Below are 20167 nucleotides of genomic sequence, written 5' to 3' on the forward strand. Positions count from 1 at the left end.
GGCCCGCGCCGGGTGCGGGTATGCTGGTGAGGCGGCGCCAGAAATTTTGTGCCGCAATCCTGGCTTTGGCAGTCCTCGCCGCGCCGGCCCGGGCCGATGAGGCCTGTCCGGCGCTGTTCGCGGACGGCCGCGCGCCCGTCCTCACCAATCCCAAGCTCGCCGCGCGGACCGTGCCGCTGTGCTTCGAGGCCTTCGCGGTGCTCCATTCCGGAACGGCGCGCACGCCGCTCTACGCGGCCGAGCATCTGACCCGCGCGAGCGTCGCCGACGCGCGGACGGTGGCGCGGGACGATTCCTTCCACGAGGAGGCGCGGCTGCCGGAGGACCAGCGCGCGTCGCTGGAGGATTACGTCCGCAGCGGCTTCGACCGGGGCCATCTGGCGCCGGCGGGCGACATGCCGACGCTGCAAGCCCAGGCCGAATCGTTCAGCCTCGCCAACATCGTGCCCCAGAACCGGGTGCTGAACCGCGGCCTCTGGGCCGACATCGAGGAGAGCGTCCGGCGCCTGGCGAGCCGGCGCGGGTCGATCTTCGTTGTCACAGGCGTGATCTTCTCCGGCGACGCGGTGCAGCAGATCCGGGGCGGCGTGCTGGTTCCGACCCGGCTGTTCAAGGCGCTCTACGATCCGGCGAGCGGGCAGGCCGGCGCCTACCTCGCGCCCAACGACGATTCGAAGGATTGGCGGGCGGTCTCGATCGACGAGTTGACCCGCGACTCGGGGATCGACGTGTTCCCGGGCCTTCCGGCCGCGGCCCGGAATGCCGCGATGAGCCTGCCCGATCCGCACGCCGGCGCCCGCTCGGACGAGCACCGCCCGCGCCGGGAGGAGACTTGGCAGGACTGGCTCCGGCGCGAGGGGTATCGCGTGCTGCGCAAGGTCGTGCACGATCTCCTGCGTTCGATCTTCTGAGGGGAGCGACCATGGCCCAGGACAGGCACGGCAGCCGGCCCGAACACGGCGACGACGGCCAGGACAGGTTCGAGCCCTTCGCCGACGACGCCACCGTGCGCAGCGTCGGCGCCCTGTCGTTCGAGAACGGCACCGACCGAATCGCCGTGCACGGCTCCCTCGACCTGACGCGGGACAAGGCGGGCCTCGCGCAGGCCAAGCGCCTCAGGGAGACCCTGGCGGCGATCGTGAAGGCCCTGGAGGCCGGCGACCTGCCGGAGGTGGTTGCGGACATGCCCGACGCGGCGCCGACCGCGGTCCGCAATCCGTTCGCCTGACCACCGCGCCTGCCTGCCCCTCAAGCGGCAACCTTGCCGCTTCCCGGCGGGGCTGATACTCGGACAGCGTCATTCTATATCTTGGAGAACGCGCGTACAGGACGGGTGCAGACGCCCCGCACCTGGCCCGTGCCGCTGGCACGCACTGCGCATTCCCGCACACCACGCCGAGGACTGTCCGCGATGGCTCGCGAATTCATCTACCACATGCGGGGCCTGACCAAGGCCTATACCGGCGGCAAGAAGGTCCTGGATAGCGTCAACCTGTCGTTCTACCCCGATGCCAAGATCGGCGTCCTCGGCATCAACGGCTCGGGCAAGTCGACGCTGCTCAAGATCATGGCCGGCATCGACAAGGACTTCACCGGCGACGGCTGGGTCGCGCAGGGCGCGCGCGTCGGCTACCTGCCGCAGGAGCCCCAGCTCGATCCGAACAAGTCCGTCCGCGAGAACGTGATGGAGGGCGTCGCCGAGAAGCAGGCCATGCTCGACCGCTACAACGAGCTCGCCATGAACTACTCGGAGGAGACCGCCGACGAGATGACCGAGCTCCAGGATCGGATCGAGTCGCTGGGTCTCTGGGAACTCGATTCAAAGGTCGATCAGGCCATGGAGGCCCTGGGCTGCCCGAGCGACGAGCAGCCGGTCGCCACCCTCTCGGGCGGCGAGCGGCGCCGCATCGCCCTGTGCCGGCTGCTCCTGTGGGAGCCGGAGCTGCTGCTCCTCGACGAGCCGACCAACCACCTCGACGCGGAGACGGTGAACTGGCTGGAAGGCCATCTCCGCCAGTATCCGGGCGCGATCCTGATTGTGACCCACGACCGCTACTTCCTCGACAACGTCACGAGCTGGATCCTGGAGCTCGATCGCGGCAAGGGCATCCCGTACGAGGGCAACTACTCGGCGTGGCTGGTGCAGAAGCAGAAGCGCCTGGAGCAGGAGGGCCGCGAGGACATGGTCCGGCAGCGCTCCATCGCCCGCGAGCAGGAGTGGATCGCCGCCTCGCCGAAGGCGCGCCAGTCCAAGTCGAAGGCGCGCATCACCCGCTACGAGGAGCTTGTCGCCAAGCAGGCGCAGAAGGTCGACGCCTCCGCGCAGATCGTCATCCCGATCGACGAGCGGCTCGGCAACAACGTCATCGAGTTCGAGCACCTCAGCAAGGCGTTCGGCGACCGGCTGCTGATCGAGGATCTGTCGTTCAAGCTGCCGCCGGGCGGGATCGTCGGGGTGATCGGCCCCAACGGCGCCGGCAAGACCACCCTGTTCAAGATGATCACCGGCCAGGAGAAGCCCGACAGCGGCAAGATCGAGGTCGGCGAGACGGTCAAGCTCGGCTACGTCGACCAGTCGCGCGACGCCCTCGATCCGAACGCCACGGTCTGGCAGGAGGTCTCTGGCGGCAACGACATCATCTATTTCAACAAGCGCGAGATCAATTCGCGCGCCTATTGCGCGGCCTTCGCGTTCAAGGGACCCGACCAGCAGAAGAAGGTCGGCACCCTCTCGGGCGGCGAGCGCAACCGGGTGCACCTCGCCCGGACCCTGAAGGGCGGCGCCAATGTGCTGCTCCTCGACGAGCCGACCAACGACCTCGACATGGAGACCCTGCGCGCCCTCGAGGACGCGCTGGAGGATTACGCCGGCTGCGCGGTGATCATCAGCCACGATCGCTGGTTCCTGAACCGCATCGCCACCCACATCCTCGCCTTCGAGGGCGACAGCCACGTCGAGTGGTTCGAGGGCAATTTCTCCGACTACGAGGCCGACAAGGTCCGCCGCCTCGGGGCGGATTCGATCATGCCGAAGAAGATCAAGTACAAGCGCTTCTCGCGCTGAGCGCCGCTGGAACCCGCTCCCGCCCGCAGGGTGGGCTGGGAGCGGCCCGCACGGTTTGCTTCAGCCGAGCGTGATCAGTCGAGGCGTGCCCGTGCTTCGTCCAGGATCACCGCCAGGCTGCGTGTGAGCGGAACGGCGGGCTGCCATCCGGTGGCCTCCGCGAACGCCGCCGGGTCGCAGCCCTCGCTGCGCACACCCTGCGGCCTGACCCGGTCGGGCGTGGCCCGGACCGTGAAGGTCGCCTCCGTCATCGTTCGGAGCGCGTCGAGGATCTCCGCGACCGACGTGACCACCCCGGATCCGACGTTGAAGATGGCGCCGTCGGGCAGAGCGTCGATCCGCTCAATGACGCGCAGGCACGCCGCGGTGAAGTCGGCGACGTCGAAGAAGTCGCGCGCCGCCGAGAGGTCGCCCACGTCCAGGCTCGCCGCCGCCAGCCCCCGCTCGATGCGGGCGATCTGGGCCGCGAAGGAGGCCACCACGAAGGTCTCACTCTGACCGGGGCCGATGTAGTTCGACGGCCGCAGCACGAGGTGCTTCACGCCGGCATGGGCCAGCACGTCGCGCAGGATGTACTCGCAGGCGTTCTTGGTCCGCCCGGAGATGGTGTCGGGCCTTGGCGTCACGCTTTCGTCCGGGCGCGGACGATCCCGGAACGCCTCCCCGTAGACCACGGTCGAGCTCAGGAACACGAGGGCGGCGCGCGTCTTCGCCACCGCCTCGGCGAGGGCCAAGGTTCCGAGCAGATCCGCCCGCCAGGCATAGGACGGCGTCTCGCTCGATTGCGCCACCGAGGCCAGGGCCGCGAGATGGAAGACGATGTCCGGATCGAAGGCCGCGACCGCCTGGGCAAGCGTGCCGGCCTCGAACGGATCGACCTCGCGGAAAGTCACGCCGTCGAGGGGCGGCTGTGCCGTCCGGTCGATGCCGAGGATGTGGCTGCCGGCCGGCAGCCCCAGCCGCAGCGCTTCGAGCAGGTGGCGGCCGAGGTAATCTCCGGCTCCGGTGACGAGGACGCGCATGGATCCGGCCTCTCGGCAGCATGGACGACCCGAGCCGGATCGATCCGCCGCCTCTATAGCGGGTGCGGGCGCGATGCGAGAGCGGATGCGTTCGGCGGTTGATCACGCTGCATCGATCGCCTGGGCAGTACCCTCGACAGGCCGGGCTGTTGTCCATACCGGAACAAAGACGCGTGATCGGCGCGGTCTCGTGCAGCGGCTGCGCGCCACCGCACTATGTTGCAGTGCGGCCGGCATCGTTCGATCCGGCCGGCGAACGGCGCGATGACGAGCTGCGTGGCAACCACCGAGGATCTTGCGCGGCCAGCAGCCGCCGACCGGCCCAGGGCCGGGCCGAAACCCGCCAAGCCGATCCGCGACGCGCGGGTTGACGTGGTGCGGGGCCTCGCGCTGCTGACGATCTTCGTGGACCACATCCCGCGCAACGCGCCGGCCCTGTTCACACTGCACAATTTCGGCTTCTCGGACGCCGCCGAGATCTTCGTGCTCCTGGCCGGCTACTCCTCGATGATCGCCTATGGCCGGCTGTTCCGCCGCGCCGGCATCCGGACGGCGGTCGCGCGCATCCTGCGGCGCTGCCTGCGCATCTATCTGTTCCAGGCGGGGCTCCTGCTCGCGACGCTCGTGATCGTCCGAATCTGGATGGACCTCACCGGCCTGACGCCGCGCTTCGGCGTCGCGCCGCTGCTTCAGATGGGGCTCCTGCCGGGCCTGCTGCGCGGCCTCATGCTGAACGCGCTGCCGAACTACCTCGACATCCTGCCGCTCTACATCCTGCTGCTGGCGCTGTTTCCGCTGATCTATCTCGGGATGCGGCGCGGCGTCTGGGGTGTCCTGGCCCTGTCGGGCACCCTGTGGCTCGCCGCCAACCTCGATCACCAGCTGAACCTGCCGAATGCCACGGCGGATGACGGGTGGTATTTCAACCCGTTCGCGTGGCAGTTCCTGTTCGTGATCGGGGCTGCCCTGGCCCTCGCCGTCCGCGCCCATGACGGCCTGCTGCCCTGGCGGGGCTGGGCCGCGGCCGCAGCCGCGGCCTATCTGATCTTCGCCCTGTTCCAGGGGGGATCGTGGAACGATTGGGGCCTGCCGGACCTGCGGCCGCTGGCGATCGACACGCCGGACAAGAGCCATGTCGGCCCCTTGCGCCTGCTCAACATCCTGGCGCTGAGCTACCTGCTGTTCAGCGCTCCTGCCGTGCTGCGCGTCAGCCGGTGGCGCCAATTCCGGCTGATCGATGCCTGCGGCCGGCATTCGCTGGAGGTCTTCGCGGCCGGCTGCCTGGCGGCGCTCATCGGCCGCATCCTCTACCGCACCTTCGACGCCACATGGCCGCTGCAGGTCGCCGTCAATCTCGGCGGGCTGGCACTCATGCTGGGCTTGGCACGCCACCTGGATGCTCGCCTCCGGGGATCGGCGGACCCGAAGCCGGCCAGCCGGTGATGGCCGGCCGGACCGAGGTTCGGAGGAGGAACGATGCCGCCAATGCGCCGCAAGGGCGACCTTCCGGAAAAGGTCTGCGCGCAGTGCGGTCGGCCGTTCGCGTGGCGCAAGAAGTGGGAGCGCGTCTGGGACGAGGTCCGCTACTGCTCCGACCGGTGCCGGGCCGAGGCCAAGACGGCGCGCAAGCGCAACGCGGCCGAGGGCTGACCGGTCAGGCCGGACTGCCCTGCAGGACGGCGAGACCCGACGGCGTGTCGATGTCGAGGGCGGTGCCTGGATCGCCCGGGATCTCCAGCACGTCCGCCCGTCCCTTCAGGAGCGGCCCGGCGCCATGGTCGCCGTCGAGGCGGGCGATCTCGGGACCGAGGCGGCGGAGGTTGAGGAGCACCGGATTGCCGCGCCGTCCGTCCTGCACCGGGACCACGGCGGCCGGCTCGACTCGCGCGCCCGCGAAGGCCGCCGCGAGGCGGTCGATATGGGCGGCGGTGACGCGCGGCATGTCGCCCAGCACCACCACGGCGGCCGAGCAGGTCTCCGGCAAAGCCGCGAGCCCGGCCCGCAGCGAGGTGGCGAGACCGGCGCGGTAATCCGGGTTGTCGATGCCGATCAGGTCGAGCCCGTCGAGGGCGGCCCGCACGGCCTGCGCATGCGCACCCAGCACGGCGACCACCGGGCGCGGACGGGCGCCCAGGGCAGCCTCGGCCGCGTGGCGCACCAGCGGCTTGCCGTCGAGGGGCGCGAGCAGCTTCGGCGCCGGGCCGAAGCGGCTGCCGAGACCCGCGGCGAGCAAGACCGTACCGATCTCAGCGCCGATCTCAGCCATGCGCGTCCGGATCCGGTTCCGTCTCGTCCCCCGCGGTCTCGCCGCCAGCGCGCGGCTGCGGGCGCGAGACGATCTCCATCAGCAGCCCGCCAACCCCCAACGCGACGATGTCGGCGCGGCTGACGGGCAGATCGGCCAGCAGGCGGTGCAGGATCCAGTCGAAGCCGTTCTCCTTGGGCGAGCGCGCGCAGCCCGGCGCGCCGATCACCGGCACGTCGCTCCGGGTGCCGATCAGCAGCAGGTTGCCGGGATCGACCGGCATCCCGAGATGCTCGACCCGGCCACCCGCCGCCGCGATCCCGGCCGGGATGACGTCGCGCCGGTCGGCGATGGCCGAGGCGCCGAACACCACCACGAGGTCGGCCCCGGCCCGGTCGGTCGCGTCGACGAGTGCCGCGGCGACCGCCTCGGCCGCGTGCGGCACCCGGGTCTCGGCGACAATCTCGGCGCCTGCCGGGACGAGGCGCTCGGCCAGCACCCGGAGGGTCTTGTCGATGGTCGTCTCCTTGAGGCTGGGCAGGCGGGTCGAGACCACGCCCACGCGCCGCCGGCGATAGGGTGCGACCGCCAGCGCGCTGCCCGCAGCCGCCGCGTCGGCGCGATCCAGCACCGTACCCGACACCGCGTAGGGAATGATCTTCACGGTCGCGACCATCTCGCCGGCGACGACTGGCTTGAAGCGCGGCAGCGTCGCCACCGTCACGGCCTCGTCCACCGCGTTCACGGCGTCGATCTGCGCGGGATCCAGGGTCAGGACCCCGGCCGTCTCTGCGAAGAGGTTGCAGCGGCCAGTAAAGGGCGGCTCGACGCGCAGATTCGGACCCGCAAGATGCGTGGCCAGACGAGCAGCGGCCGCGTCTTCCCCGACATCACCCGGCTCCAGGGTCGCCGCGACGATCTCCGACAGGCCGGCGCGCGCCAGGGACGCCGCCGTGTCGGAGGCGATCACCGCCCCCTTGCGAAGGGTGATGCCGTCGCGCCGGACGGAATGGGCGCTGATCAGCCCGGCCGCCTCGGCGACCGGGACGGGACCGAACCTCACGCGACCTCCGGACGGGGCGCGCGGCGCAGGGCCGCCACGATCTCGGCCAGCACGGCGAGCGCGATCTCGGCGGGGCTCACCGCCCCGAGGGGGAGGCCGATCGGCGCCCGGATCCGGCCGATCTGCTCGGGCGAGAACCCGGCCTCGGTGAGCCGCGCGACGCGGGCCGCATGGGTCTTCCGCGAGCCGAGGGCGCCCACGTAGAAGCACCCGGCCGTCAGCGCCGCCTTCAGGGCCGGATCGTCGATCTTGGGGTCGTGGGTCAGGGCCGCGAGCGCGCTGTACCGGTCGAGCGGCGGCACGCTCTGCCCGAGCGCGGCGTCCGGCCACTCGGCCACGAGCTCGATCCCCGGGAAGCGCTCGGGCGTCGCGAAGGCCGTGCGCGGGTCGATCACCGTGAGGGCGAGGTCGAGCCCCGCCGCCATCGGCGCCATCGCCTGCGAGATGTGGACGGCGCCGACCACCACGAGCCGCACCGGCGGAACCTGCACGGTGAGGAACAGCGTCCGGCCGTCGACCTCGACGAGGCCGCTCTTCCCGGACGCGAGATGCTTGGCCAGCACCGCCCCGAGCGGATCAGCGGCGATCTCCGCCTCGCGCACGAGGCGCTGATTCCCGTCGGCGATGTCGGTGACGAGGATCGCGGCCCGGCGCGCCGCCCGCTCGGCGTTGAGTTCGGTCAGAAGGTCGGCGCGCATCAGTCGACCCGCTCGACGAAGACCCGGATCCGGCCGCCGCAGGACAAACCGGCCCGCCACGCGGTCTCGTCGGCGACGCCGAATTCGAGGACGCGTGGGGCACCGGCCTCGATCACCTCGATCGCCTCGGTGATCACCGCGCCCTCGACGCAGCCGCCCGAGACGGAGCCGAGGAAATTGCCCTCACCGTCGACCACGAGGTGACTGCCCACGGGCCGCGGGGCCGAGCCCCAGGTCTCGATGACGGTGGCCAGCGCCACGGCGCGGCCGTCGCGCCGCCAGGACTCGGCGGCGGTGAGGATGTCGGTATCGGTGCTGAGCATGGCCTCGAAGACCTTCGGCCGGCGGGCGCCCCCCGCACCCCTCAGGTATGGCCCGGGCGCCGCCGTGCAAGAAGCCTTCGCGGCTGAAGCGCGTGTCAGAGAACGATGGCGGAACGCGGCGTGCGGCCATACTCTGTCCGGACAACCTTTCGCGCAGGCGGTATCCCGAGACGTGTTCGGCCCATCCAACACAAGCCCTCATCCTGAGGTGCAGGAGCGAAGCGGAGGCCTCGAAGGAGCCCACCAGGGATCGCGCGGCTGGCTGGAGCCCTCCCTCGAGGCGGCTGCGCCGCACCTCAGGATGCGGACGCGGGGCGGACGTTTCGCTGAAACCGATGCCCCATCCTCCGGATGGGCCCGGCCCCGGCGCCCAGCCTCATGAACGCCCCCGATCCCGCTCTCGCGCGCGCTCTGCGAAAGGATCCGCCGCGCTCTGGCCCGCACCGGCTCTGGAAGCGCCTCAGCCGGGCGATCGGCGACGTGCTGCCGAAGGGACTTTACGCCCGCTCGCTGATCATCATCATCGCGCCCGTCGTCCTGCTCCAGTCGGTGATCGCCTACACCTTCATGGAGCGGCACTGGCAGCTGGTGACCAAGCGCCTGTCCGCGGCCGTGACCGCGGACGTCGCCGCACTGATCGACATCTACGAGAGCTATCCACAGGACAAGGATGCCGACACCCTCTCGCGGATCGCGGGCGAGCGGCTGAATCTCGACCTCGACATCCTCAAGGGCGCCAAGCTGCCGCCGCCGGGCCCGCGACCGTTCTTCTCGATCCTGGACGAGGCGCTGTCCGACGAGATCAAGCGCCAGATCCGGCGCCCGTTCTGGATCGACACGGTCGGCCGCTCGAACCTGATCGAGATCCGGGTGGCGATCCCCGACGGGGTGATGCGCATCACGGCCCGACGCAGCCAGGCCTACGCGTCGAACTCGCACATCTTTCTGGTCTGGATGATCGGCTCCTCGCTGGTCCTGCTCGGCGTGGCGATCCTGTTCCTGCGCAACCAGATCAAGCCGATCCTGCGGCTCGCCGCCGTGGCGGAGGGTTTCGGCAAGGGCCGGGAGATCGAGTTCCGGCCGCGCGGCGCCCGCGAGGTGCGGCAGGCCGGCCACGCCTTCATCGAGATGAAGCGGCGCATCGAGCGGGCGATGGAGCAGCGCACCACGATGCTCAACGGCGTCAGTCACGACCTGCGCACCATCCTGACGCGGTTCCGCCTCTCCCTGGCGCTGGTCGAGCAGACCAGCGAGATCGAGGATCTCAGCCGCGACGTCGACGAGATGAGCCGGATGCTGGAGGGCTATCTCGCCTTCGCGCGCGGCGATTCGGCCGAACCCGCGACGCCCACGGACATGCGCGCCCTGCTGGAGGATCTGCGGAGCGACGTGGAGCGCCTCGGCGCGCACGTCTCGACGGTGGACCTCGTCGGCGCGCCGGAGATCACCGTGCGGCCGGGCGCCTTCCGGCGCTGCCTGTTCAACCTCGCGGCCAACGCGGCCCGCTATGCCGAGACGGTGGCGATCTCCGGACGCCTGGAGGCCCGCGCCTTCTTCGTCTCGATCGACGATGACGGCCCGGGCATCCCGCCCGAGAGCCGCGAGGCGGTGTTCAAGCCGTTCGTGCGGCTCGACGATGCCCGCCAGGATGCCGGTGGGTCCGGCCTCGGGCTAGCCATCGCCCGGGACATCGCCCGAGCCCACGGCGGCGACATCACCCTGCAGGACAGCCCGTTGGGCGGCCTGCGCGCCACCGTCCGGGTCCCGGCGTGAGCCGGCTCAGCGCTCGGTTGGCTGACGCAGGCGCTGACACTCGGCTTGCACGTTCCGGAGGAGGTGGTCGAGGCTCGCCTGATCGAGGGCGGCGTGGCGAAGACGCTCGCGCAGGGCCGCCTCGCCGTTCCAGTCGTAGCCGGACCCGTGCGGCAGATGGCGCAGCAGCAGCGGACTGACGATGCTCGCGCGCCGGTAGGCCGGATGACGCAGGAGCTTGCCGATATGGAGGGCGAGAAGGTCAACCGGGGACGCTTCGCGCCCCATCCCATTTGAAGTAACCGACGTCCGAGCCATACGGTTTTGTCCTCTCGCAGAGGCAATATCGGGCTAAATGCTTGCGTATCTGTTTGCGTCCAGCCGGTCCGGAGAAAAACTGCAGCCTGTGGGGTCCCAAGCTGCGCGGCGGGGTGATATGCAGGCGCGCTGCCTATGAGCCGCGGATGACCGCGTGCCGGATCTGAGTGTCGAACATGAACCCGCTCGTCCCCCTCTTCATCCTGCTGTCCCTGCCGCTCGCCGCGATCGGCCTCGTGCTCTACACGGATGAGGGCATCAATCCGGACCTGTTCTACGCGTCGGTGAAGACCTTCGTGATCCTGGGCGCGATCGCGGTGGCGATGTCGTTCGGCGCGATGAAGCTGTCCGAGCGCGCCAAGCACTGATCTGACTCGGCCCGGAGGGCGCGATGCTGCACGTGGTCCCGGCCTTCTCGCGCATCGGCGAGGAGAATGCCTTCGCGGTGCTCGCCCGCGCCCAGGCCCTGGCGTCCCAGGGCCGCGACGTGATCAATCTCGGCATCGGCCAGCCGGACATGCCGACCCCCGCCCACGTGGTCGAGGCCGGCATCAAGGCCCTGCGCGACGGTCACCACGGCTACACGCCGGCGGTGGGCATCCCGGGCTTGCGCGAGGCCGTGGCCCGCGACATCCACCGCCGCCACGGCGTCGAGGTCTCGCCGGATTCCGTGATGATCGTGCCGGGCGGCAAGGTCACCATGTTCATGGCGATCCTGATGTTCGGCGCGCCGGGGACCGAGATCCTGTATCCGGATCCCGGATTCCCGATCTACCGCTCGATGATCGAGTTCACCGGCGCGACGCCGGTCCCGGTGCCGATCCGCGAGGAGAACGGCTTCGCCTTCTCGGCGGCCGAGACCCTGGCGCTGATCACGCCGAAGACCCGCTTGCTGATCGTCAACTCGCCCGCCAACCCCACGGGCGGCGTGACGCCGAAGGCCGAGATCGACGCCCTGGTGAAGGGTCTGGCGGAGCACCCGGACGTGGCGGTGCTGTCGGACGAGATCTACGGCACGATGACGTATGACGGCGAGCAGCATCACTCGCTTCTGACGTATCCCGAGATCCGCGACCGGCTGGTCTATCTCGACGGCGCGTCGAAGACCTACGCGATGACCGGCTGGCGGCTCGGCTGGTCGGTCTGGCCGAAGCCGCTCTACGACGCCGCGCGCAAGCTCGCGGTCAACGCGCATTCCTGCGTGAACGCGGCGACGCAATGGGCGGGGATCGCCGCGCTCGATGGCCCGCAGGATTGCGTGGCCGAAATGGTCGCCGAGTTCGATCGGCGCCGGGCGATCGTGGTCGACGGCCTGAACGGCCTGCCGGACGTGTCGTGCATCGCCCCGAAGGGCGCGTTCTACGCCTTCCCGAACATCTCCCGGACCGGCTGGAAGGCGAAGGCCCTGGCCTCGACCCTGCTGGAGGAGGCAGGCGTCGCGGTGATCGGCGGCCCGGATTTCGGAATCCACGGCGAGGGCTATATCCGCCTGTCCTACGCCAACTCGGCGGAGAACATCCGCCGCGCGCTGGAGCGGATGGGCACGTTCCTCAGCGCGCGCAGGCCGGGCTGAGCGTTCCGGGCAGAGCGACATCCCATCCGCGCCCTCATCCCGAGGCGCCGGAGCGAAGCGGAGGCCTCGAAGGAGCCCTCCAGATCCCGCAGCGATTCCCGGAGCCCTCCTTCGAGGCCCGCTGACGCGGGCACCTCAGGATGAGGTTACGGGTGGGAACTCAACCGGATACCGGACCCGTCCGCCTCACGACTTGCCCGGCGCGCGCTTGTCGATCCAGCCGGACAGCCAGTCGGCGATGTCCAGGCTGTTCTTGTCCTGCATCAGCATGTGCGAATTGCCGTGGATGCCGATCTCCGGCAGCAGGATCAACTCGGCCCGGCCACCGGCCGCGTTCGCCGCAGCCACGAAGCCGCGGCACTGCTTGAGCCGGGGCGCCCAGCGGGGCGAGGCATCGACGTAGTCGCCGAACAGCACGAGGATCGGCAGGTCCTTGTAGGGGGCCAAGTCGTCCTTGGCCGGGTCCGGGCACGCCGCAGGCTCGATGGCCACGAGGGCGCGGATCCCGGAGCGGTCGAGGGCGGCGGTCTGGAACGGGTAGATTCCCAACTGCGAATGCGAGATCAGCACCGCGCCCTTGAGGCGCTTGGCGAGTTCCGAGAGGGCCGGCACGGTCGGGTTCGGCACCGGCAGCGCCGCCGACCAATCGGGAACCATCTGCTTCCAGAACTCGCCCTGGGCCTCCAGGGGGAATTGCATGTCCGGGAACACCTTCGGGTATTCCGGACCGAACCGGAAGATCGCCCAGGCCGGCTCGCGCCCGGCCGAGAAGACGGTGGGCAGGGCGTTCGGATCGGCCCGGCCGGTCTTCACGGCGTTGATCTGCGCCGGGCTCGCCGCCGAGCGCCCGCGCCACGCCTGATCGATCACGTAGGTCGGAAAACCATGCCGGACGAAGAACTCGTCCCAGCCCGTGCGCCCGTCCGGCGTCGTCTCCCAGGTCTTGCCGGTGAGGCAGCAGCCATGGATCAGGACCAGCGGCGGCCGGCCGGCGCTCACCGGGATCTGATAGCGGACATAGATCTGATCGACGCTGATCGTCCCCGAGGGCGCGTAGGCCGGCAGCGTCGAGAGCGTGTCCGACTGGACGTCGCGGCCGCCGACGAAGAAGCTGCCCTGCTCGGCGATCGTGAGCGGCCCCGGAGCGGGATCGGCCGCGGAGGCGGGTCCACCCGCGATCAGCATGGCGACGCCCAGCGCGCCGGCGATCCGCCGGGCGCGCCCCAGCGCGGGCACTGACAGACTCGGCATGAAATGTCCCGTCTCCCCGCGAATGATCCGCCCGAACCGCATCACGCCATGCATGCCTAGCACAGAGCCCGGTCGCCATGGGAGAGCGGCCGGCGCGACGGCCTGCCGTCAGGCCGCGATGTCGCGCTCGACCCGGGCGGCGGCCTCTGCGGGAAGGTCCAGGGCCTCGGCGAGCATCTTCAGGAACTGTCGCTCCTGGATCGTGTCGGGATCGATCGCGAGCCGGGCCGCCGCGTAGATCCGCGCCGCCGCATCCGGTCCCGCGACGCGGTCGGCGATCTCGTCGAGATCGGCCGGGCTCGCGAGCTCGCGCTCCAGCCATGACCGACCGTCGGCATCGAGGCCCGCCTCGGCCACGGCGGCGTCGAGACGCTTGCGCTCCGCGGCGTCGACCATGCCGTCCGCCGTGGTCGCCGCCACCATGGCCCGCAGCATCAGCCGGGCCTCGTCCTCATCGACACTCGTGAAATCAGGCCCGCCGGTCTCGGGCGGCGCCATACCGCGCAGGGCCCGGAAGGCGAGGCCGCCGATCAGCGCGAGGCCGCCGAGCGCCGCACCCGTAGCCAGCCCGCCGCGCCGCGCGCGCACCAGCGCGTCGACGATCCGCCTGCTGTCAGCCATGCCGTCCTCCCGGTCGTGATGTCCAAATCCGATCGGAAACCACCCGGGAGGCTCTTGGGTTCAGCCGCGCTCAGGCGTCGGCTTCGTCCTCGTCTTCGTCCTCATCGATATCCACCAGGAAGACGATGTCGGCCTCGTCCTCGTCGTCCGACTCGGCGTCGGCGTGGCGGGCGTCGTCGGTGAACTCTCCCTCCCCGTCATCCTCCGCCAGGGCGTCCTCGAAGATTTCGATCTCGTCCTCGGTGGCGGCCCGGACCTTGAGCGCGGAGGTGCCGTTCCAGAGCGGCTTGCCCTCGCTCGTCATGGTCCGGATGTCCTCCTTGAAACCCTCACAGGTGAACAGGTCCTTGGCGGACGCCTCGTCGCTGTTGATCACCGCAACGGCGGTGCCGTCGATCTCGAGCGTGAACATGCCGGCATCCCTCTCGTAACCGTCCTCAGGCGCGCCCGGTCGACGGGATCGCGCGGGTGCGACGCCGAGCCCCGGGCGAAAACCCGTGGGTTTCGACCGGCGGTCCTGGGCGCCGCGCCGGGATGCTGTAGGGGTGAAGCGGCCGGGCGCCAAGCCCGCCACCGCGGTGGCGGCACGATTCGGCGCCGCACGTCCGGCCAGGACGGCCAGCATTGGACAATGGAAGGAATTCCCGCCCATGCGGATCAGGCTCGGCTGCGAGATGCGCTACGCCTTTCCCTATCCGGTGCCCATGGTGGTGATGCTCAACGTGCATCCCTCCCGGGCCGGTGCCCTCGAGGAACCCGACGCGCTCCGCACCGAGCCGCCCGTGCCCGTGGAGATCTATCGGGACGGCTTCGGCAATCTGTGCGGCCGCCTGACCGCGCCGGCCGGCAGCTTCACCATCGGCACCGATGCGGTGATCCGCGATGACGGGAAGCCCGATCCGGCGCATCCGGACGCCGAGCAGCACGCCGTCGAGGCTCTGCCGCCGGAGACCATCGTGTTCCTGCTGCCCAGCCGCTACTGCGAATCGGACCTTCTGGCCGACACGGCGTGGCAGCTGTTCGGCGGGATCACGCCGGGCTGGGAACGTGTGCAGGCGGTCTGCGACTTCGTCCATGGCCACATCGCGTTCGGCTATGAGTTCGCGCACCGGGACCGGACGGCCGTCGACGCCTATGCGGGCGGGCGCGGCGTTTGCCGGGATTTCACGCATCTCGCGGTGGCGTTCTGCCGCGCCCTCAACATCCCGACGCGCTACTGCACCGGCTATGTCAGCTTCCTCGGCGAGCCCGAGCCGCATCCGGCCGGCGATTTCGCCGCCTGGATGGAGGTCTATCTCGGCGGCCGATGGCACGTGTTCGACCCGCGCAACAACAGCCCGCGGGTCGGGCGGGTGATGGTGGCCTACGGCCGCGACGCCGCGGACGTCCCGCTGACACACACGTTCGGACCCAATCCGCTCGTCGGCTTCCGGGTCTGGGCCGACCAGGTCGACCAGACCGAAAGGTCCACGGTCGCAACCCTCCCGCCCGAGGAGCCGCTTCCGCCACAGAGTATGGCGACCCGGATGAGCTGAGCGTTCTGCGGGCCCTCAGACGCCGGCGCCCCGGGCAATGGCACGCTTGACCACGCCCTGAACCTCCGGATTCGAGAGGAACAGGTCGTGGTTGATCAGGCCGCCGCCGTAATCGGAGGCGTCCGCGACGCGCACGCCGAGCGCCTCCAGCTTGGCACGGTCGACGGCGCCGGCCCGAACGCCGCCCGCGATCGCGGCCGAGAGCTCGAGGGCGCGATCGTTGGTGGCGGAGATCACGGTGATCTTCGAGACGTCGGGTCCCAGCCGGGCGACGCCGTTGGAGAAGAGGTCGAAATCGATGTCGGGCGCGGCGAGCACGACCGCGCCGATGCGCGTCATCGCCGCCTCGCCGGCCTCGGCGCGCAGCATGCGCAGGGTCTCCAGGGTCAGGAGCGTGCCCATCGAGTGCGCGACGATGTTGATCCGGCCGCCGCTCGGCGAGGCGGCCAGGGCCTTGAGCAGATCCTCGAAGGCGTCGCGCGACCACAGGGCGCTCTCGCGGTCGTAATTGTAATCGAGGGTCGCGGCCGCCGACGGCCACGTGAACAGGCCCGAGACGCCGCGGAACCGGATCCCGTCGGAGAGCCGGGCGGCGCTGACAGCAGCCGATTCGAACGATTCGCGGTAGCCGTGGACGTAGATCAGCACGTCGCGGCCCAGGGCGGCCTGCGCGAAGGCTTCGGCGGCGGCCGGGCCCGTCTCGGTCTTCGGCACCGCCCCGATGGTCCAGTCGCCGGTGATGACGGCCGAGACCTTCCCCAGCAAGGAACGGTCGGGGGGCGACAGGCGCACTTCGGCGAAGCTCAGGCCGCGTCCGCGATCACTGCTGAAATACGGCGGGCGCGGTGGGTTGCCCACGGGCTTGCGGGTGGTCGCCACCAGCAGCACCGGCATGACGTCGAGCGCCGATTGCTTTTCGGGCAGCCCGGCTCCGGTTCCGAGATCGTCGGTGACGCAGGCGCCGAGCGACGGCGCGAGACCCGCGGCGCCCGCGAGGGCGCCGAACCGGAGAAGAATGCGGCGTGAGACGATATGGCTCGGCATGATCCGGGTGCGCTCGGGCGGGGCGTTCTCCGTCGCCCAGGATCGTGACCATGGCGGGGCATGATCGCCCCACACCGGTGTGAACAGCGGGTAAGGCCGCGCTTGTGGCGTGTGGACCACAGCCGATCCGTCCCCCGCCCCGACGGCACGCCCTCTCGACGGGGGCCGCCGGCGCCGCCATGAAGAGACCATGACGCCGTCCATCGACATCGAGAGCCTGCGCGAGCGCCTGTTGCGCGGTGACCGCGCCGCCCTGGCCCGGGCGATCACGCTGGCCGAGTCGAAGCGCGCCGATCACCGGGCGCTCGCGTCGGACCTGATCGACTCCGTTCTGCCGGAGACCGGGCGGGCGATCCGGGTCGGGATCACCGGCGTGCCCGGCGTCGGCAAATCGACCACCATCGATGCTCTCGGCTCGAATCTCACGGAGGCCGGCCACAAGGTGGCGGTGCTGGCGGTCGATCCGTCCTCCTCGCGCACCGGCGGCTCGATCCTGGGCGACAAGACCCGGATGGCACGGCTCGCGCATGATCCGCGCGCGTTCATCCGTCCCTCCCCGTCATCCGGCACCCTGGGCGGCGTCGCGGCGAAAACCCGCGAGACGATGCTGCTCTGCGAGGCTGCGGGATTCGACGTGATCCTGGTCGAGACGGTGGGCGTCGGCCAGTCGGAGACGGCGGTCGCCGACCTGACGGACTTCTTCCTCGTGCTGATGCTGCCCGGGGCCGGCGACGAGCTGCAGGGCATCAAGAAGGGCATTCTGGAACTCGCCGACATGATCGCGGTCAACAAGGCCGACAGCGGCGAGGCCGAGCAACGGGCCAACGCCGCCGCCTCGGATTACCGGGCGGCCCTGCACATCCTGACGCCGGCCTCCGCGACCTGGTCGCCGCCGGTGGTAACGATCTCGGGCTTCCACAACCTGCGGCTCGATGCCCTGTGGGCGAAGATCGTCGATCACCGGGAGAAGCTCACCGCCACCGGCGAGATCCAGGCGAAGCGCCGGACGCAGGATGTGAAGTGGATGTGGGCGCTGGTGGACGAGCGCCTGCACCAGCGCCTCGTCGGCTCGCCCGAGATCCGGCGCCGGACCGCCGAGGCGGAGGCGGGCGTCGCCCGGGGCGAGACCTCCCCGGCCGCAGGCGCGGCCGCCATCGCCGAGCTGATCGGCCTCTGACGGGTTTCGCGGCACGTCTCCTCCGTGGCGCCGGTTCGAGGCGCACAAATTCGCATCGGCCGGGGGGCACAAACGCCATCTCGCGCGTTCGGTGGACGACGGCGTAACGAGCGGCGCCCCTGTCGCGGCGCCGTGCTCACGTCCAGGAGAGTGCCATGGTGGATACGGATCGGATCGTCGGCGGCGCCAAGGAGGCTGCCGGCAAGGTTCAGGGGGCGGCCGGCGATTTCGTGGGCTCGAATCGCGACTCGGTCGAGGGGCGCTTCCGCGAGGCTCAGGGTCAAGCCCAGAATGTCTACGGGCAGGTGAAGGATAAGGCGCGCGACCTCGCCGACCGGGCGAGCGACTACGCGAGCGATGCCTATGATCGCGCCGGCGACGTGGCGGGCGACGCCTACGGCCGAAGCGGCTCCTACCTGCGTGACGGGCGCGCCGCCGTCGGCGCCCGGGTGGAGGAGAATCCTCTGGTCGCGCTGCTGATCGCGGGTGCCGTCGGCTACGGCCTGGCCTTGCTGGTCCACGGCCGCCGCTGAAGATGGATGGCCCCGCCCGTCACCGGGCGGGGCTGCTCCAGGACGTCTCGCGACCGCGCCGCGATGGGTCGGATCGAACCCAGATAACCGGCTACTGCGCCGTCCAGCCGCCATCCATGCTGATGTTGGCGCCGGTGATCTGGCTCGCTGCGTCGGAAGACAGGAACACCGCGAGGGCGGCGACCTGATCGACTGTGACGAATTCCTTGGTCGGCTGCGCCTTCAGCAGCACGTCCTCGATCACCTCTTCCTTGGTCAGGCCGCGGGCCTTCATGGTGTCGGGGATCTGCGCCTCCACGAGCGGCGTCCACACGTAGCCCGGCGAGATGCAGTTCACGGTGATCTTGTAAGGCGCGAGTTCCAGTGCCGCCGCCTTGCTGAGGCCCGCGATCCCGTGCTTGGCCGCCACATAGGCCGACTTGAACGGCGAGGCGACCAGCGAGTGCGCCGAGGCCGTGTTGATGATCCGGCCCCAGCCGCGCGCTTTCATCCCGGGAATGGCCGCGTGCATCGCGTGGAACGCCGAGGACAGGTTGATCGCGATGATCTGTTCCCACTTCTCCGCCGGAAACTCCTCGATCGGCGAGACGAACTGGATGCCGGCGTTGTTGACCAGCACGTCGACGGATCCGAACGCCTCTTCCGCCTCCCGCACCATGGCGGTGATCGCCGCCGGCTTGCTCATATCGGCAGCCGAGTAGTGGGCCTTGACCCCGTAGGCGCTCTCGATCCCCGCGCGCGCGTCCTCGATAGCGTTCGCGTCTCCGAAGCCGTTCAGCACGACGTTCGCACCCTCCGCCGCGAGCGCGCGGGCGATGGCGAGGCCGATCCCGCTGGTGGAGCCGGTGACGAGGGCGGTCTTGGTCTTGAGGGTCATGGAGCCTCCTGGGACGCACGGCCGATCAGGTGCGGCGGCCGCGGCAAGCCGGGTCGAAGACCTACCTAGCGCGTGAGGGCGCCGCCGGCACAGGGCCGTCCGATGGCGGTGCGTGCCCGATGTCACCGGTCTCGCCCCCCGCCCCCGTTTCGGCCGGGAAGCTGATCTCCACCCGCAGACCCGGCGCGTTGTCTGCGAGGCGCAGCGTCCCCTGGTGCAGGCGGACAACGGCGTTGACGAGGCTGAGGCCGAGCCCGAATCCGGGTCGCGTGCGGGCGTCCTCCAGCCGCACGAAGCGATCGAGCACGCGGGCGCGCTCCGCCTCTGGGATACCCGGCCCGGGGTCGGAGACAGCGAGGCGGACGGTCTCGCCCGCACTCCACGCTTCGAGGGTGACACACGCCGCCGTGCCGTCCGAGGCGGCTCCGTATTTCAGGGCGTTGTCGACGAGATTGGCCAGAGCCTGCCCGATCAGCTCGCGGTTGCCGGCGATCGTCAGGCCCTCCTCCGTGCGCACGTCGAGGACGAGCCCCTGATCCTCGGCGAGCGCCTCGTACAGGTCGCCGACGCCCCGCACCGCCTGCCCGAGATCCAGCGGCACCAGAATTTCCCGGGCGCTGCCGGCCTCCAGCCGGGCGATCATCAGGAGGGCGTTGAACACCCGAATCAGGCCGTCGCCTTCCTCGATGACGGCCTCGAGCGCCGCGCGCAGCTCCTCCGGCGATGAGGCGCGGCGCAGGGCCTCGTCGGCCCGGTTGCGCAGGCGGGTCAGCGGCGTCTTCAGATCGTGGGCGATGTTGTCGGACACCTCGCGCATACCGCGCATCAGCTCGCCGATGCGCTCCAGCATCTGGTTGAGGCTCGAGGCGAGGCGGTCGAGCTCGTCGCCGTTACCGGCTACGTGGAGCCGGCCGTCCAGATCGCCCGCCATGATCGCCCGGGTGGTCTGAGTCATGGCATCGACCCGGCGCAGGACCCGGCTGGCTGCGAGCCAGCCGCCGATCACCCCGAGGAACACCACGGCGGCGAGCGAGGTGACGAAGGCGCGCCCGACCACCGCGCGCAGCCGGT

23 protein-coding genes (1 of these 23 cut by a window edge) are annotated in these 20167 nt (G+C 70.4%); 11 read left to right on the top strand and 12 right to left on the bottom strand.

The window, feature by feature from the left end; all coding sequences use genetic code 11:
• Window positions 1-20: 20 nt before the first annotated feature.
• The 3 genes from AC3WSN_RS18555 (at window position 21) to ettA (ending at window position 3064) form a co-directional block, all read left to right on the top strand.
• Window positions 21-911, top strand: a complete 891-nt coding sequence (locus AC3WSN_RS18555) for a DNA/RNA non-specific endonuclease (protein WP_492539919.1) — start codon at window positions 21-23, stop codon at window positions 909-911.
• Window positions 912-922: 11 nt separating this feature from the next.
• Window positions 923-1228, top strand: a complete 306-nt coding sequence (locus AC3WSN_RS18560; RefSeq protein WP_192707850.1) for a hypothetical protein — start codon at window positions 923-925, stop codon at window positions 1226-1228.
• A 183-nt stretch (window positions 1229-1411) separates the two neighbouring features.
• The gene (gene ettA / locus AC3WSN_RS18565; RefSeq protein ID WP_192707849.1) at window positions 1412-3064 is read left to right on the top strand and encodes an energy-dependent translational throttle protein EttA; all 1653 of its coding nucleotides are present in this window, start codon (window positions 1412-1414) and stop codon (window positions 3062-3064) included.
• A gap of 74 nt (window positions 3065-3138) precedes the next feature.
• On the opposite strand, the gene AC3WSN_RS18570 is transcribed toward ettA, so the two are convergent.
• The gene (locus AC3WSN_RS18570; RefSeq protein WP_492539921.1) at window positions 3139-4086 is read right to left on the bottom strand and encodes an NAD-dependent epimerase/dehydratase family protein; all 948 of its coding nucleotides are present in this window, start codon (window positions 4084-4086) and stop codon (window positions 3139-3141) included.
• A 276-nt stretch (window positions 4087-4362) separates the two neighbouring features.
• On the opposite strand from AC3WSN_RS18570, the gene AC3WSN_RS18575 reads away from it, so the two are divergent.
• Both AC3WSN_RS18575 and AC3WSN_RS18580 read left to right on the top strand, forming a co-directional pair.
• On the top strand, window positions 4363-5529 hold the full coding sequence (locus tag AC3WSN_RS18575) for an OpgC family protein (RefSeq protein ID WP_492539923.1): 1167 nt from the start codon (window positions 4363-4365) through the stop codon (window positions 5527-5529).
• Window positions 5530-5562: 33 nt separating this feature from the next.
• Window positions 5563-5736, top strand: a complete 174-nt coding sequence (locus tag AC3WSN_RS18580; RefSeq protein WP_192707846.1) for a DUF2256 domain-containing protein — start codon at window positions 5563-5565, stop codon at window positions 5734-5736.
• A 4-nt stretch (window positions 5737-5740) separates the two neighbouring features.
• On the opposite strand, the gene AC3WSN_RS18585 is transcribed toward AC3WSN_RS18580, so the two are convergent.
• Genes AC3WSN_RS18585 through AC3WSN_RS18600 form a run of 4 tightly spaced genes read right to left on the bottom strand, consistent with a single transcriptional unit; the run spans window position 5741 to window position 8415 of the window.
• A complete protein-coding gene (locus AC3WSN_RS18585; RefSeq protein ID WP_192707845.1) occupies window positions 5741-6352 on the bottom strand; it encodes a nucleotidyltransferase family protein in 612 nt (203 codons plus the stop codon).
• A complete protein-coding gene (locus tag AC3WSN_RS18590; protein ID WP_192707844.1) occupies window positions 6345-7394 on the bottom strand; it encodes a molybdopterin-binding protein in 1050 nt (349 codons plus the stop codon). The genes AC3WSN_RS18585 and AC3WSN_RS18590 overlap by 8 nt, the downstream gene beginning before the upstream one ends.
• Window positions 7391-8092: an XdhC family protein gene (locus tag AC3WSN_RS18595; RefSeq protein WP_192707843.1), complete on the bottom strand. Its 702-nt coding sequence runs from the start codon at window positions 8090-8092 to the stop codon at window positions 7391-7393. The genes AC3WSN_RS18590 and AC3WSN_RS18595 overlap by 4 nt, the downstream gene beginning before the upstream one ends.
• Window positions 8092-8415: an XdhC family protein gene (locus tag AC3WSN_RS18600; RefSeq protein ID WP_192707842.1), complete on the bottom strand. Its 324-nt coding sequence runs from the start codon at window positions 8413-8415 to the stop codon at window positions 8092-8094. The genes AC3WSN_RS18595 and AC3WSN_RS18600 overlap by 1 nt, the downstream gene beginning before the upstream one ends.
• Before the next feature lie 378 nt (window positions 8416-8793).
• Here AC3WSN_RS18600 and AC3WSN_RS18605 point away from each other — a divergent pair, with 378 nt between their 5' ends.
• Window positions 8794-10188, top strand: a complete 1395-nt coding sequence (locus AC3WSN_RS18605) for an ATP-binding protein (RefSeq protein ID WP_192707841.1) — start codon at window positions 8794-8796, stop codon at window positions 10186-10188.
• 6 nt (window positions 10189-10194) lie between these two features.
• On the opposite strand, the gene AC3WSN_RS18610 is transcribed toward AC3WSN_RS18605, so the two are convergent.
• Window positions 10195-10455: a hypothetical protein gene (locus tag AC3WSN_RS18610; protein ID WP_238199915.1), complete on the bottom strand. Its 261-nt coding sequence runs from the start codon at window positions 10453-10455 to the stop codon at window positions 10195-10197.
• A 206-nt stretch (window positions 10456-10661) separates the two neighbouring features.
• Between AC3WSN_RS18610 and AC3WSN_RS18615 the strand changes: the two genes are divergently transcribed.
• Window positions 10662-10853: a hypothetical protein gene (locus AC3WSN_RS18615; protein WP_192707839.1), complete on the top strand. Its 192-nt coding sequence runs from the start codon at window positions 10662-10664 to the stop codon at window positions 10851-10853.
• Between the two features lie 23 nt (window positions 10854-10876).
• Window positions 10877-12058: a pyridoxal phosphate-dependent aminotransferase gene (locus AC3WSN_RS18620; RefSeq protein ID WP_492539928.1), complete on the top strand. Its 1182-nt coding sequence runs from the start codon at window positions 10877-10879 to the stop codon at window positions 12056-12058.
• Window positions 12059-12244: 186 nt separating this feature from the next.
• Here AC3WSN_RS18620 and AC3WSN_RS18625 read toward each other — a convergent pair whose 3' ends face one another.
• From AC3WSN_RS18625 to AC3WSN_RS18635, 3 genes are all read right to left on the bottom strand, one after another.
• Window positions 12245-13309 carry an esterase gene (locus AC3WSN_RS18625; RefSeq protein ID WP_492539930.1) on the bottom strand — a complete coding sequence of 355 codons (1065 nt, stop codon included), beginning with the start codon at window positions 13307-13309 and terminating at the stop codon, window positions 12245-12247.
• Window positions 13310-13417: 108 nt separating this feature from the next.
• On the bottom strand, window positions 13418-13930 hold the full coding sequence (locus AC3WSN_RS18630; RefSeq protein ID WP_492539931.1) for a DUF533 domain-containing protein: 513 nt from the start codon (window positions 13928-13930) through the stop codon (window positions 13418-13420).
• Window positions 13931-14000: 70 nt separating this feature from the next.
• Complete coding sequence (locus AC3WSN_RS18635; protein WP_210029792.1) at window positions 14001-14342, bottom strand: hypothetical protein; 342 nt, start codon at window positions 14340-14342, stop codon at window positions 14001-14003.
• A gap of 238 nt (window positions 14343-14580) precedes the next feature.
• On the opposite strand from AC3WSN_RS18635, the gene AC3WSN_RS18640 reads away from it, so the two are divergent.
• The gene (locus tag AC3WSN_RS18640; RefSeq protein WP_492539933.1) at window positions 14581-15465 is read left to right on the top strand and encodes a transglutaminase-like domain-containing protein; all 885 of its coding nucleotides are present in this window, start codon (window positions 14581-14583) and stop codon (window positions 15463-15465) included.
• A 15-nt stretch (window positions 15466-15480) separates the two neighbouring features.
• Here AC3WSN_RS18640 and AC3WSN_RS18645 read toward each other — a convergent pair whose 3' ends face one another.
• Complete coding sequence (locus tag AC3WSN_RS18645) at window positions 15481-16509, bottom strand: alpha/beta hydrolase (RefSeq protein ID WP_192707833.1); 1029 nt, start codon at window positions 16507-16509, stop codon at window positions 15481-15483.
• A 190-nt stretch (window positions 16510-16699) separates the two neighbouring features.
• On the opposite strand from AC3WSN_RS18645, the gene meaB reads away from it, so the two are divergent.
• Complete coding sequence (gene meaB / locus AC3WSN_RS18650) at window positions 16700-17686, top strand: methylmalonyl Co-A mutase-associated GTPase MeaB (protein WP_492539935.1); 987 nt, start codon at window positions 16700-16702, stop codon at window positions 17684-17686.
• Between the two features lie 155 nt (window positions 17687-17841).
• Window positions 17842-18219, top strand: a complete 378-nt coding sequence (locus AC3WSN_RS18655) for a CsbD family protein (protein ID WP_192707831.1) — start codon at window positions 17842-17844, stop codon at window positions 18217-18219.
• A gap of 91 nt (window positions 18220-18310) precedes the next feature.
• Here AC3WSN_RS18655 and AC3WSN_RS18660 read toward each other — a convergent pair whose 3' ends face one another.
• Both AC3WSN_RS18660 and AC3WSN_RS18665 read right to left on the bottom strand, forming a co-directional pair.
• Entirely contained in the window at window positions 18311-19096 is a 786-nt protein-coding gene (locus AC3WSN_RS18660) for a 3-hydroxybutyrate dehydrogenase (protein ID WP_492539937.1), read from the bottom strand.
• A 61-nt stretch (window positions 19097-19157) separates the two neighbouring features.
• Window positions 19158-20167 carry the 3' portion of a sensor histidine kinase gene (locus AC3WSN_RS18665; RefSeq protein WP_492539939.1) on the bottom strand. It continues 499 nt past the right edge of the window, so 1010 of the gene's 1509 nt are visible here — the last part of the coding sequence; its start codon lies off the right edge, out of view; it ends in the stop codon at window positions 19158-19160.

The sequence above is a fragment of the Methylobacterium sp. FW102-HT35C08 genome (assembly GCF_058790235.1).